The organism is Sphingomonas faeni, from assembly GCF_040407565.1.
Lineage (GTDB): Bacteria > Pseudomonadota > Alphaproteobacteria > Sphingomonadales > Sphingomonadaceae > Sphingomonas > Sphingomonas faeni_F.
Window position 1 is genome coordinate 280,771 of the sequence record NZ_JAPZPR010000004.1, and the last position, 13,215, is coordinate 293,985.

Genomic DNA, 13,215 nt, shown 5'->3' on the forward strand with positions numbered 1-13,215 from the left:
TGGACTCAGCCCGCGGCGGAGTGGGGAGTAGCGGGACGGGCGGTGGCGCAATAGCGCGCGACATAGGCGGCATGCTCGGGCAGCCCGGCGACGGTCGCGTTGGTATTCTCGCGCAGGCCCCCGAGTAGCCGTGCCAGCTCCTCGTCGCGCAGCTTGGTCGCGATCGGGTGATAGCTTTGCGGCACGATCCCCTGACCGAGCATCACCTGCACCCAGCTGTTTTCCGCGAACAGTTCCTCGTTCTTGCGGAACACGCGGCCGGTCTCGCGGAACAGCTCGATCTTCTGTTCGAGCGACTCCGGGATCGGCATCGCCGCGCAGTGCCGCCAGAACGCGCTGTCGCGGCGGGCGGTCGCCTTGTAGTGCAGGATCAAGAAATCGCGGATCTGCAGCATGTCGGTATGCTGCTGGTCGTTGAACTCGGCGACGTCGCGGGGGCTGACCGCGCCAGACGGGAACAGCCGCAACAGCCGCAGTACTGCGCGCTGGATCAGGTGGATGCTGGTCGATTCCAGTGGCTCCATGAACCCGCCCGACAGCCCGATCGCGATGCAGTTGCGATGCCATTGCTGGCGTCGCGCGCCCGTGACGAAGCGGATGACGTTCGGCTCGGTGAGCGTCTTGCCCTCGATATTGCCGAGCAGCCGGTCGAGCGCGGCGTCGCGGTCGAGATAGCGGCTGCAAAAGACCAGGCCGTTGCCGGTGCGATGCTGGAGCGGAATGCGCCACTGCCAGCCCGCATCATGCGCCATAGCGCGGGTATAGGGGAGCGCCGGGCGGACGCTCTCGGTCTGGATCGCGATTGCGGAATCGCAGGGCAGGTAATGCGTCCAGTCGTCGAACCCGGCGTGCAGCGCGCCCTCGATCAGCAGCGCGCGAAAGCCGGTGCAGTCGAGGAACAGGTCGCCTTCGATCCGCGCGCCGGATTCGAGCACCAGCGCGGCAATGTCGCCGCTTTCGCCGTTCAGTTCGACCTGCGCGATCTTGCCTTCGAGGCGGCGCGTGCCGTCGGCTTCGGCCATCCCACGCAGATATTTCGCGTAGCGCGTCGAATCGAGCTGATACGCATAACTCATCCGCTCGTCGGGCAGATGCGCGAACTTGCCCTGCAACGCCGCGCGCAACTCCAGGCAGTAATCGTCGTAAGGCTGGTCATGACCCTTGGTCAGGCCGTGCAGCCAGAAATGCTGGAAGCCGGCGGACCAGTGATCCTTGCCGGTGATCCCGAACGAGTGGAAATAGCTTTCGCCGCGGACTTTCCAGTCGTCGAACAGGATGCCGAGTTTGAACGTCGCCTGCGTCTCGCGCATGAACTCGGCTTCGTTGATCCCGAGCAGGCGGTTGAAGGTGATCATCGGCGGGATCGTCGATTCCCCGACGCCGACCGTGCCGATCGCGTCGGATTCGACCAGCGTGAGGTCGATCCTGCTGCCCATCGTGCGCGCGATCGCGGCGGCGGCCATCCAGCCGGCGGTGCCGCCGCCGGCGATCACGACACGACGCATTGGGTGTTCGGTCATCGGCTGAGCGCTCTCAGGAGGAAGGCACGGAGGCGACCCGCGCTGTCGGGGGTCAACGGCGCGAGCACGCCGCGTGCGGTTTCTGGGATGTGCTCGACGACCTCGGGGCCATTGGTGAACACGTAATGGTCGAACATGTCGCGCCAATGCTGCTTCTCGTCGGCGGGCAGATCGCGGATCGCCAGCATCGCGTGGTTGAGCGCGTCCTGCGGCTGGCCGAGCCAGCGCGGGCTCTCGCGCCACCAGTAATTTACCAACACGTTGAAGTCGGACAACCCTTCGACATGATGCCACCACATCGCCGGAATGTAGAGCGCGTCGCCCGCCTCTAGCTCGGCGACCTGCGCATGCTCCAGCGCCTCGCGGAACCGCGGGTGCGCGGCGTAATCCGGATCGTGGAAATCGACCATGCTGACCGCGCGGCCGGCGGGCGTGTTGTCGACCGGGCCGAGGTAGAGATTGCGGAACTGGTCGCGCGGGAAGACCGTGAAGCGCCGCCGACCGACCGCGACGCAGGCGAGATTGTCGGGCACGTCGTTATGCGCCGCGATCCGCGTGCGCGTGCCCATCCAGATGCTGGCGAGCGGCGTCCGTTCGCCGAGATCGACATGATTCGCCTCGTGCAGCCCGGTGAAGAACTGGTGCAGGTCGATCGACGCGAGATAGATCGCGTGCGCGTCGGCGGCACCTTCGTTGGCGTCGATCCGCGCGAAGATCTCGGGCAATCTTGCCCGCAGCATCTGGAAGTTCATGGCGTGCGTGTCGTCGTAGAACAGCCGACCGCGGCTGTCGGGCGTGCCGACCGAGACCGCGAAGGGCAGGTCGCGCGCGTGGCGCTGGATAAACTCGCGCGCCGCCCGTGACGATTGGCGACCGGCCTGCACCATCGGCCAGTCGGCGATGAGCCCGCGCACGATGAACGGAGTCGTCGCCTCGCGCAGACGGCGGTCGAGGTCGGCGGAACCGTCGACCGCGATCTCGCGAACCTCTGCCATCTGCGCGAAGATGCCGGGCCGGGCCTCAGCCATGCGCGATCCGGCGATTCTTGCGCGCGATCAACGCGCCGATATTGCCGAGCGAGGCGAGCGCCATGAAGATCGGCATCAGATGGCCACCGGCGTGCAGGTCGGCGACCGCGGCGTCGTCGAGCGCGATCAGCCGATCCTCGTCGATGCCGTGGAAGCCGACCAGCCGGTTCTTCGCGCCGTCGTCGAGCGTCACGTCTAGCGTCAGCGGTTCGAGCAGGTCGTAGCGCTGCAACGCCGCGAAGAAGTCGGCCGAGGCGACATAGTCGGTGTCGAGCGCGCGCAGCTGGTCGGCGATCCGCTCGAGATACGGCGTCGGGCGGCCGGTATCGTCGAACACGCGCATGCCTTCGCCGCCGTCCGCAGCGACCCGTGGGCTGGCCATGTCGATATGGACCTGGCGCACGTCCGAGCCATCGGCGCCGCGGCCGACGAGGAAGGGCTGGCTGTCGATCGCGAGCGGGCGATAGCGCGCGTCCCAACGGCCATCGGCGAGGAACAGGTTTTCGCCGTCCTCGAATCCGAACAGCGCGACGGCGGTGACGGTGCCCTGCGCCTGATCGCGCTGGAACAGGATCGGATAGTCGGTCTGGACGCGACGGAACTCGCTCGGGACGGTGAGGCACGCCATGATCGCGTCGCCCAGTTCGGGCGCGCGGTCGGTGCGGATCCGCAGGTCGCGGTGGTCGTCGGCGGTCAGGATGGCGTGGTCGGGCATCAGGAGATCGGTTCCATGGCGGGCAGGGTCGCATGCCGCAGGGCATCGAGATAGGCGCGGTTGGTTGGCAGGCCAGCGGCCAGCATACGCCTGCGCTGATCGACCTGCCCCAGCAAGCTGTTCGTGCGCGATCGATCCGCCGTAACGATCGGCCCGCGCGGGGGAGCGGGGAAGCCCATGCCGTACAACACGTACTGATAGCTGGCGGCGGGGAATATCTCGTCGATCATCGGGAAATCGGCGCGCGACGGCGGCTGGTGGCGCCAGAGCTGGAGCAGCTCGGCAAGCCGCGGCGGGATCGACGCCGGATCTCGGTGATCGCGCCAATAGGGCTCGTCACGCGTGCTGAGCACGTAATGCAGCTTCAGGAACTCGACGATCCGGTCCCAGCGATAGCGGAACAGCGTGTTGAAGCGGTCGGCGTGGATCGCCATCGTGCCGCGCGTGGTAGGGAAATTGTCGAGCAGCGCGTCGAGCGACAATTCGATCAGCACGATCGCCGACGCCTCGAGCGGTTCGAGGAAGCCGGCCGACAGCCCGACCGCGAGGCAGTTGCGGTGCCAGAAGCGGTCGCGGTGGCGCGATCGGAACCGGAGCTGGCGGAACGACGGCGTGGCCGCGTCGGGCGCGGTGGCGCGCAGATAGCGGGTCAGCGTGTCCGCCGCCGCATCGTCGCTCAGATGCGCGGACGAATAGACACAGCCGATGCCGCGCCGGGTCGGCAGGCCGATGTCCCAGATCCATCCCGCTGTGTGCGCGGTGGCGTTGGTCTGCGAGGCGATCGCGCTGTCGGGCGCGACCGGCAGCTGCACCGCGAGCGCGCGATCGTTGAACAGCTCGCCGCCGCGATCGACCGTCGCGACGCCGTAATGCCGCTCGATCAGCAGCGCGGCGTGGCCCGTGCAGTCGAGGAACAGGTCGCCGGCGATTGCGCTCGACGCGCGCATACGCACCGCCGCGATCTCGCCGTCCTCGGTCGCATCGATCCCGACGACGTGATCGCGGACATGGCGGACGCCCAGCCGGTCGGTCGCATGGCGCATGAGCAGCGCGGCGAGTTTCCCCGCGTCGAGATGGTACGCGTAGTTCTGCGTACCGGCAAAATCAGGCATCACCCGTTGGCGCGGTGCGAGGTTCTGGCGGCAGAGTTCGGCCTGCGCGCCGACGGCATCGGCGAACCGGTCGCCGTGTTCTGCCCAGGCCGCGACGACGTCACGCGGATCGCCTTCGATCGGCGCGGTGAAGGGGTGGAGATAGCTGTCGTCGGGCGCACCGGTGCGCCAGCCGTCGAACCGGGAACCCTGCTTGAACGCGGCATCGCAGGCCAGGAGGAAGTCGGCCTCGGTGATGCCGATGCGTTCGAGCGTCCGGCGCATCGTCGGCCAGGTGCCTTCGCCCACCCCGATCGTCGCGACATCGGGGGATTCGACGAGGGTAACGGAGAGCGGCCGTTGCGCACCGCGATCGGCGCGCGCGGCAATCAGGCATGCGGCGAGCCAGCCGGCCGTACCGCCGCCGACGACCACGATGTTCGTGATCGGGTGGTCGCTCGTTGCTTCGGGGCCGGTATCCTTGGCCATCGTCCGCTGCCTGTTTCCCACGTTCGAGTGCGTCCCGACTTGCCCTGCCATCGCCGGCAACGCCATCTTTTCCCAGTTACTGCGGTCTCTATAATCCTCCCCTGCCAGGGGGAGGTGGCGCCGTAGGCGACAGAGGGGGAGGACACGAAACAGCGGTTACCCTTCCTCCCCCTCCGTCTGGCAGGTGCCAGCCACCCCCCCCTGGCAGGGGAGGATCGAGCGGGTCCGCCTCAGAAGGTAAAGCGCAACCCCGCCGAGTATCGCGCGTAACCGGGCTGTGCGAAGGTCACGAAATTGTCCGACCGACGGTGCCCGCGGCGGCCCTGACCGGTGAGGTTAATCGCCTCCACGAACACTGCCAGCCCCTTTTTCAGCTCCGCACTCGCGCTCGCATCGACCTGGCCATACGCCTCGACATAAGTCGGATCGAACGCACCGCCGGCGTAGAACTCGCCGCGCCAGTTATACGCGACGCGCGCCTGGATGCCGTTCTTGTCGTAATAGGCGACCGCGTTGGCGCTGTCGCTAAGCCCGGTCAGCGCGAACTGGCCGATGTTGGGATCGATCGTGTTGTCGTATTTCGCGTCGCCGTTGACGATCGTGTAGTTCAGGATGACGCCGAACCCGGTTTCCCACAGCCGGTGCTGGATCGCGAATTCCCAGCCGTTGATGTTGGCCGTCTGATCGCTGTTGAACGGCTGGCTCAGCTGGAAGTTGAACAGATCGTCCTCGGGCAGACCGAAGATGTTGCCGTTCAGCAAGCCGGCATCGCTCGTGCCCGTGATCTGCGACGAGGCTGGGAAGTTGCGCAGGATATAATCGCGTACGCGCAGGTTGTCCGTCGTTCCCAGCGCCGCCACCGCCTGGCGATAGCGCGGGCCTGAGCCTGGGTTGCGCAGGTTGAACGCAGGCGTGTTCAGCTGGTTCGTGCCGATGAAGTTCTCCACGTCCTTAGTGAAATAGCCGACCGAAATGTAGCTTTCGGGACCATAATACCATTCCGCCGACAGATCGACGTTCTTCGATTTGAAGGGGAGAAGGTTCGGATTGCCCTGGCTGCCGGTGCCGCCGCCGATCCGCGGGTTGGAATCGATGTTCAGGCCGCCCTGCAGGCTGCCGTAATCCGCGCGCGTGATGGTATGGCTGTACGACGCGCGCAACTTGACGTTGCGGACCGGTTCGATGTCGAAATCGATCGCGGGCAACCAGTTGTGATACCGGCCCTTCAGCGAGGTGAAGGAATTGGCCCCGTAGGTGAGGGCGAATTCGTTGGCGCCGGTCCAGCGCGTCCCGTTCGGGATCGGCACCAGGGCCGATGAGTTCACCTGCGTCTCGTCATAGCGAACCCCGCCGATGATGTGCGCAGCCATGTCGAACACCGAGAATTTGGTGTTGAACTGGATGTATGGCGATATCGTCTGCTCGCGAACGCGGCGATCGTTGGTGTAATTTGCGAGGCACGTGCCCGGCGTCGCTACACCCGTCTGCGGCGCGCTGCAGATATTATACTTCGAGCGCAGCAGTTCGGCCATCTGCTCGAACTTGAAGGTATAGATCGATGGCGGCAGCGAAGCGTCGTTCGAACCGGCGACGCCGTTGAACTTGTCCGGCAGGCTGGTGAGCGTGAAGAAATCGTCGGGCACCGCCGCCGCGCCGAACGATGCGCCGCGCGGATCGATGCCGCCCCAGGTCTCGTTCTGGATGAAGCCGTAAGCCGAGCGCACCTTGTTATCGACGTACGAGAATCCCCAGTCGATGCTGTCGAGGAAGCCGTCGTCGTGGTCGTAATGACCCTTCAGCTGCAATTGGTTGATCTCGTCCTTGAAATACGCGTTGCGGAACGCGTTGCCCGTCGGCGTGATCAGCGATGCGTTGAGCGGATCGATCCCCGGATACATCTGGTACGAGATGACCGGCAGGTCCTTCTCGAAATTGATCGTCTGCGACTGGACGCCGAAGATCGCACCACCGATCGACGTGCTGCTGCCGTAATCGTTGGTCGGCTTCGACACCGCGGTCGAGTGATGCGCGTCGAGCGACATCGTGACGTTGCCCGGTGCTTCCCAGGTCAGGTTGCCGCCGAGCGACTTGTTCTCGGACTTGTTCGCGGTCAGCGAACTGCTGTACGACAGATCCTTGCCGGGCGCGAAATTCTCCGAATAGAAGACCGGGCCCGCCGCCGGACCATTGGTCCACGCGCTGCGCGTGTCGCCGAAGTTGAACCAGATGCCGACGCTGCTGTCGCGCACCTCGACCTTGTTGCTCGAATAGGTGAAGTCGACCGTCGCGGTCAGCGTATCGGTCGGCTTGGCCTGCAACACGAGCTGGCCGTTGATGCGCTCGCGGTCGATGTCGATCACGTCGTAGGCGGCACTCTGCGGGATCTCGTAGACATCGGTCGGGCCAGGGCGATTGGTGATGTTCGCGGCGCCCGGCGTCCCCGGCTGCGCCAGCGTACCCCAGTTGTTCTCGGCGCCGAGGAAGCCGTCGCGGAAGCCGACGCTGGCCGAGTTGTTGCTGGCCTTGCGGCGTTGGTACGCGCCGCTGAACAGGATGCCGATCCGGTCGTCAGCGAAGGTCGTCGACAGGATGCCCGACACTTCCGGCGTGATCTGGTCCTTGCCGTTGCGCGAGCTGTCGAGCACGCCCTTGGCAGCGATGCTACCGCGCGTGCCTGGTTTGTCGAGCGGGCGCGGGGTGCGGATGTTGATCGACGAGCCGATCCCACCCGAGGGCACTGCGGCGCGGCCGGTCTTGTAGACCTCGACCGCGGCGACGCCTTCGGAGGCGAGGTTGGCGAAGTCGAACGAACGCGAGGCGGGCGCGCTGGCGCCGTCGCCGAGCGTCGAGGTCGGCATCTGGCGACCGTTGAGCGTGACGAGGTTGTATTCGGGGCCGAAGCCGCGGACGGTGACGGTCGAGCCTTCGCCGTTCGAGCGGTCGATCGACACGCCGGTGATGCGCTGGAGCGATTCGGCGAGGTTGGTGTCGGGGAACTTGCCGATGTCCTCGGACGAGATCGCGTCGACCACGCCCTGGCCGTTGCGCTTGATGTCGATCGCCTCGCGCAGCGAGGCGCGGATGCCGGTCACGACGATATCGTCGGTGGTCGCGTTCGGATCGGTGGGGGTGGCCTGTGGCGAGATGTCCGACGGTCCGGGATTGCCAACTGTGGCAGCGGCGTCCTGCGCCATGGCGATACCGGGCAAACCGACGAGAGCCAGCGCCGAAGTGCCGATGACGAAACGCGAAAGCGAGCGAGCTGTAAAGCGACGCATGATATTTCTCCCCTGTAGCCGACGCTATGAGCTGCGCCTTCCCCGTGAACGTTCACATTCTCTGTCTCTCACAATGTGTCAAGCACGGTAGCGCTACAGTTGTGAACGTTCTCAAATTATGCTGTTGATAGTGGCAATGGCGCAACACGCCGTCACGGACTGCCGCCGTAGAGCGCTGCCGAACCTCGGGAGGACCTTAAAGATGACGAAGAGTTTTCGCACCGCACTGATGAGCGCATCGTTGATGGTGATGGTGACACCGGCGACCGCGCGCGAGGTTGTTACTTCATCGGCCGCGAAAACCGATCCGCGCGCCCGCGCCGCGGCGATCGTCGCGCGGATGACGCTCGACGAGAAGATCGCGCTCGCGCACGGGCTGTTCCCACCGATGGCGGCGGGCAAGACCGCGAACGAGCTGATCCCGTCGGCGGGGCATATCGACGGCATCCCGCGTCTCGGCGTGCCGCTGGTGCGCGAGAGCGACGCCTCGCTCGGCGTCGCCAACCAGGTCGAGCAACGCAGGGGTGACGTCGCCACCGCGCTTCCGTCGAGCCTGGCGACCGCGGCGAGCTTCGACGTCGGGATCGCGCGCGCGGGCGGGACGATGATCGGTGCGGAGGCGCGCGCCAAGCGCTTCAACGTGCTGCTGGCGGGCGGGGTGAACCTGACGCGCGACCCGTGGAACGGGCGCAACTTCGAGTATCTCGGCGAGGATCCGCTGCTCGCGGGCGAGATGGCGGGCGCACATATCGCCGGCGTGCAGTCGAACCACATCGTGTCGACGGTGAAGCATCTCGCGCTAAATGCGCAGGAAACCGGGCGGATGGTGGTCGACGCGCGGATCGACGAGGCGAGCCTGCGGATGAGCGACCTGCTCGCCTTCCAGATCGCGATCGAGAAGGGCCGGCCCGGCTCGGTGATGTGCGCCTACAACAAGGTCAACGGCGACTGGGCGTGCGAGAACAGGCATCTGCTGACCGACGTGCTCAAGCGCGACTGGGGCTATCGCGGCTGGGTGATGAGCGACTGGGGCGCGGTGCATTCGACCGTGAAGGCGGCCAACGCCGGGCTCGATCAGCAATCGGGGCAGGAGCTCGACAAGGCGATGTATTTCGCCGGTCCGCTCAAGGATGCGATTGCGAAGGGGACGGTGCCGATCGCGCGGCTCGACGACATGATCGTGCGCTATCTGACCGGGCTGATCGAGACCGGCGCCTATGACACGCCGGTGCCGACGGTCGCGCAGACGCCGCCGTACGCCACGCACGCCGAAGTCGCACAGCGCGCGGCGGAGGCGGGCATCGTGTTGCTCAAGAACGACGGCGACCTGTTGCCGATGGCCGTGACCGCCAGGCGGATCGTGGTGATCGGCGGCCGGGCCGACGTCGGCGTCCTGTCGGGTGGCGGATCGAGCCAGGTCCGCTCGGTCGGCGGCGCCCCGATCGAGATCCCACTGGCGTCGGGCGCGGCGATGTCGTTCGCGCGCTATACCTATCACGCATCGTCGCCGTTGAAGGCGCTCCAGGCTGCGTTGCCCGCCGCGCGCGTCACGTTCGTCGACGGCAAGGACGTCGCGGCCGCGGCGGCGGCGGCGCGGGCCGTGGATCTCGCGATCGTCTTCGCGACGCAGTGGACGACCGAGGCGCAGGACGTCGCCACCTTGGCGCTGCCCGACAATCAGGATGCGCTGATCGCCGCGGTCGCCAACGCTCAGCCGAGGACGGTCGCGGTGCTCGAAACCGGCGGGCCGGTGCTGATGCCGTGGATCGGCTCGGTCCCGGCGGTGCTCCAAGCGTGGTATCCCGGCCAGCGCGGCGGCGCGGCGATCGCGAACATCCTGACCGGCAGGGTTACGCCCTCGGGACGCCTGCCGATCACCTTCCCGGCGGCGGCATCGCAGGCCCCGCGCGCGGCGCCGGTCGGGCTGGACCGCCTGACGTCCGTCGAAGCACAGGCAGCGGCCAACCCGGCGAACGCATCGACCTTCCAGCTGGAGAGCTTCCCTGTCGAGTATGTCGAGGGCGCTAACGTCGGCTATCGCTGGTACGAGAAGCAGCGCCAGCGGCCGCTGTTCGCGTTCGGCCATGGGCTGAGCTACACCAGCTTCGCCTACCGCAACGCGGTCGTGACCGGCGGCCGATCGCTCAACGTGACGTTCGACATCGTCAACACGGGCAGGCGGGCAGGGGCGGACGTCCCGCAGATGTACGTCACGCGGGACGGCGCGGGTATGCCGATGCGACTGGCGGGTTTCTCGCGGATCACGCTGAAGCCCGGCGAAACGCGGCGCGTGACGTTGACCGCGGAGCCGCGAATCGTCGCCGACTATGATACGAGCCTGCCGGGCTGGCGGATCGCTGGCGGCGCGTACCTCGTGGCGCTGGCGCACAATGCACAGGATCGGACGCTGGTGAAGACGGCGACGCTCGAGGCGGCGACGATGAAGCCATAGCGGCCAGTGGAGAGCCTCGGGCCTTCTTCTTCCCCCCTCCCTGAAAGGGCGGGGCTGGGGGTGGGTAGGCCGCCTGTGCCGTGCACGTTCCATGATACGGAACCCGACCCACCCCCGACCCCTCCCTTCCAGGGAGGGGAGAAGACGTTGCGGACGGGGGGGGCGTCGACGCGATCGGTCGGAAGTGCACGGAAAACTTGTTTCCCCGCGACGGCGGGGACCCAGACTGGGCTCCCGCCGTCGCGGGAGAACAAGAAACAGTGGCGATGATCGCCGCCGCCGTATTCGGCGCGACAGGCGGGAATGAGAGCGAGCGCGATTGCCTCCCCCAGCGCGAGCGGCTTAGGAAGACGGCGATGGCGCGCCTTCCTGCTTCCCCCCACACCGCGCCGAACCCCGATCTTCGCTCGACCGGGTTCCTGCTGATCTTCGCGCTGGCCTATGTCGGCGGGGTCGTCGCCTATCTCCCGCTCCTGACTCTGTTGCTGCCGATCAAGGTACAGGCCGTCGCGGGGCTGCGTCGGCTCGATGTCCTGACCGCGATCGCGATCGGCGGTGCGGTGGCGGCGAGCCTGTCCAATGTCCTGTTCGGCTATCTCAGCGACCGATCGCACACGCGCGGCGGCGGGCGGCGTGGCTGGCTTGCCGGCGGGGTCGTCGGTACGGCGGTGGCGTATGGCGCGATCGCCGTCGCCGCGACCCCCACCGCGCTGATCCTGTCGGTGATCGGCTTCCAGGTCGCGGTCAACGCGGTGCTCGCGCCGATGCTGGCGATGATGGCGGACGAGGTGCCCGACACGCAGAAGGGCGTCGCGGGGGGATTGCTGGCGATGGCGAACCCGGTCGCCTCGACGGTGGCGGCGATCCTGGTCGGGGCCGCCTCGCTTGGAGATGTCACGCGGCTGGCGGTCGTGCTGACGGTGGTGGCCGGTTGCACGATCCCCCTGCTGCTGACGCGCGCGCGCCCGATCGCCGATCGGGGCCATGAACCGGAGCGCGCTGCGGTTTCGCGTCACGACCTGATGCTGGCCTGGGTGGCGCGGCTGTTCGTGCAGGTCGCGGGCAGCGCGCTGTTCGTCTATCTCCTCTATTATCTCGAGAGCGTCGCCCCCTCGATCCCGCCGGCGACGATCGCGGCGCGGATGGGGATGGTGATGATCGTCGCCTACACGCTGCCGCTGCCGATCGCGGTGCTGGTCGGTCGGCTCGCGGATCGGTCCGGGCGCATCAAGCCGTTCCTGTTCGCGGCGGCGCTGGTCGCGGCGGCGGGGCTGGTCGGGATGGCGTTCGCGGACGACTTCACCAGCGGCGCGGCGGCGTTCTGCGTCTATGCGACCGGTGAATCGGTGTTCCTCGCGCTGCATGCCGGGTTCGCGATGCAGTTGCTGCCCGACTCCCGTCACCGCGGTCGCGACCTGGGACTGCTCAACCTCACCAATACGCTGCCGGCGCTGCTCGGGCCGACGCTGACGTGGGCGCTCGCCACGCCGACCGACTATGATGCGGTGATGCTGGTGCTCGCCGCGCTGACATTGTGCGGCGGGCTCACCATCCTCGCGGCGCGTCGACGGCGTTAGCCAGCCGTATCAGCGACGCCAGTAGCGGACGTAATCGACCGCCATGCGCTGCGGGAAGGCGGCATCGTCGATGCCCTTCTGCCCGCCCCAATCGCCACCGACCGCGAGATTGAGGATCAGCTCGTAGGGGCGGGTGAACGGCCAGGCCGCCTTGCCGCCGGGCTGGTCGTTGGCGACGCGCATGATCGCGCGGCCATCGATGCCGATCGTGATCGCATCGGCGCGCCAGTCGAGCTGATAGCGGTGATACGCGGTGCAAGCGGTGGCGATCTTGGTCTGCGCACCGCGTTGCGTCCCCCTGGTGTGGTTGAACGCTTCGGTGTGGAGCGTGGCGTGGACGATATTCGGGTCCCAGCCGACCATCTCCATGATGTCGATCTCGCCCTCGTCGGGCCATTTGCCGCCGGTCGGCAACAGCCAGATCGCCGGCCAGCTGCCGCGCCCGCACGGCAGTTTCGCGCGGACCTCGTAATAGCCGTAGCCGCGTGGTTCGCGCGACACCAGCTTGGCCGACGTATAGGCTTGGCCGCCCCAGTCGGCGAACCGCGTCTTGTCGAGCGTTTCCCGGCGCGCCTCGATCACCAGCGATCCGTCCTCGATCCGCGCGTTCTCCGGACGATCCTTCGCGTAATATTGTCGCTCGTGATTGTACCAGCCCGCGGCGTTGCGCGACACGTCGAAGCGCCATTTCGCGGTATCGATCACCTTGCCGTCGAATTCGTCCGCGAAGCTCGGTTTGCCCGATGGCGCGGGCATCGGCCCGCTGGCGCTATAATTGGTCGCGCCCAAGGTGGCAGCTTGCGCCGCAAGTATCAGCAGGATCATCGACCAGCCCTTTTCGGCATGAATAGCGTGGCACTGTCTGGCGAACGACGCCCGGTGGGGCGGCCTGCGCTGCATCGTCCACCAGGTAGGCGAACATACAGTGCATCGCCTCGACTTTGTTGCCAAGCGGGCTGGCGCCTCGATGCAGATTCGTCACCGCGCGAGATCGAGACCATCCACGTCAGCATGCGCCGGGTGAAACTCCAAAGCTTGCCAAACGGCGATGATGGCCACGAGCTA

8 protein-coding genes are annotated in these 13,215 nt (G+C 66.8%); 2 read left to right on the top strand and 6 right to left on the bottom strand.

The window, feature by feature from the left end; translation table 11 throughout:
* Positions 1 to 5: 5 nt before the first annotated feature.
* From O6Y00_RS10345 to O6Y00_RS10365, 5 genes are all read right to left on the bottom strand, one after another.
* Complete coding sequence (locus tag O6Y00_RS10345) at positions 6 to 1,520, bottom strand: tryptophan halogenase family protein (protein ID WP_353442500.1); 1,515 nt, start codon at positions 1,518 to 1,520, stop codon at positions 6 to 8.
* Positions 1,517 to 2,548, bottom strand: coding sequence for a cupin-like domain-containing protein (locus tag O6Y00_RS10350; RefSeq protein WP_353442501.1), 1,032 nt, complete (start codon positions 2,546 to 2,548; stop codon positions 1,517 to 1,519). The genes O6Y00_RS10345 and O6Y00_RS10350 overlap by 4 nt, the downstream gene beginning before the upstream one ends.
* Positions 2,541 to 3,263, bottom strand: a complete 723-nt coding sequence (locus O6Y00_RS10355; protein ID WP_353442502.1) for a SapC family protein — start codon at positions 3,261 to 3,263, stop codon at positions 2,541 to 2,543. Before O6Y00_RS10355 ends, O6Y00_RS10350 begins: the two co-directional genes overlap by 8 nt.
* Complete coding sequence (locus O6Y00_RS10360; RefSeq protein ID WP_353442503.1) at positions 3,263 to 4,843, bottom strand: tryptophan halogenase family protein; 1,581 nt, start codon at positions 4,841 to 4,843, stop codon at positions 3,263 to 3,265. The genes O6Y00_RS10355 and O6Y00_RS10360 overlap by 1 nt, the downstream gene beginning before the upstream one ends.
* A gap of 230 nt (positions 4,844 to 5,073) precedes the next feature.
* Positions 5,074 to 8,121 (bottom strand): TonB-dependent receptor, encoded by a 3,048-nt coding sequence (locus tag O6Y00_RS10365; protein WP_353442504.1) that lies wholly within the window; start codon positions 8,119 to 8,121, stop codon positions 5,074 to 5,076.
* Positions 8,122 to 8,323: 202 nt separating this feature from the next.
* Between O6Y00_RS10365 and O6Y00_RS10370 the strand changes: the two genes are divergently transcribed.
* Both O6Y00_RS10370 and O6Y00_RS10375 read left to right on the top strand, forming a co-directional pair.
* The gene (locus O6Y00_RS10370) at positions 8,324 to 10,573 is read left to right on the top strand and encodes a beta-glucosidase (RefSeq protein ID WP_353442505.1); all 2,250 of its coding nucleotides are present in this window, start codon (positions 8,324 to 8,326) and stop codon (positions 10,571 to 10,573) included.
* Between the two features lie 356 nt (positions 10,574 to 10,929).
* The gene (locus O6Y00_RS10375) at positions 10,930 to 12,150 is read left to right on the top strand and encodes an MFS transporter (RefSeq protein WP_353442506.1); all 1,221 of its coding nucleotides are present in this window, start codon (positions 10,930 to 10,932) and stop codon (positions 12,148 to 12,150) included.
* Positions 12,151 to 12,159: 9 nt separating this feature from the next.
* Here O6Y00_RS10375 and O6Y00_RS10380 read toward each other — a convergent pair whose 3' ends face one another.
* Positions 12,160 to 12,975 carry a glycoside hydrolase family 16 protein gene (locus O6Y00_RS10380; protein ID WP_353442507.1) on the bottom strand — a complete coding sequence of 272 codons (816 nt, stop codon included), beginning with the start codon at positions 12,973 to 12,975 and terminating at the stop codon, positions 12,160 to 12,162.
* Positions 12,976 to 13,215 lie beyond the last annotated feature (240 nt).

Excerpts from the sequence above, each read along its gene's own strand:
- O6Y00_RS10345 (WP_353442500.1), bottom strand. The coding sequence starts at position 1,520 with ATGACCGAACACCCAATGCGTCGTGTCGTGATCGCCGGCGGCGGCACC.
- O6Y00_RS10350 (WP_353442501.1), bottom strand. The coding sequence starts at position 2,548 with ATGGCTGAGGCCCGGCCCGGCATCTTCGCGCAGATGGCAGAGGTTCGC.
- O6Y00_RS10355 (WP_353442502.1), bottom strand. The coding sequence starts at position 3,263 with ATGCCCGACCACGCCATCCTGACCGCCGACGACCACCGCGACCTGCGG.
- O6Y00_RS10360 (WP_353442503.1), bottom strand. The coding sequence starts at position 4,843 with ATGGCCAAGGATACCGGCCCCGAAGCAACGAGCGACCACCCGATCACG.
- O6Y00_RS10365 (WP_353442504.1), bottom strand. The coding sequence starts at position 8,121 with ATGCGTCGCTTTACAGCTCGCTCGCTTTCGCGTTTCGTCATCGGCACT.
- O6Y00_RS10370 (WP_353442505.1), top strand. The coding sequence starts at position 8,324 with ATGACGAAGAGTTTTCGCACCGCACTGATGAGCGCATCGTTGATGGTG.
- O6Y00_RS10375 (WP_353442506.1), top strand. The coding sequence starts at position 10,930 with ATGGCGCGCCTTCCTGCTTCCCCCCACACCGCGCCGAACCCCGATCTT.
- O6Y00_RS10380 (WP_353442507.1), bottom strand. The coding sequence starts at position 12,975 with ATGATCCTGCTGATACTTGCGGCGCAAGCTGCCACCTTGGGCGCGACC.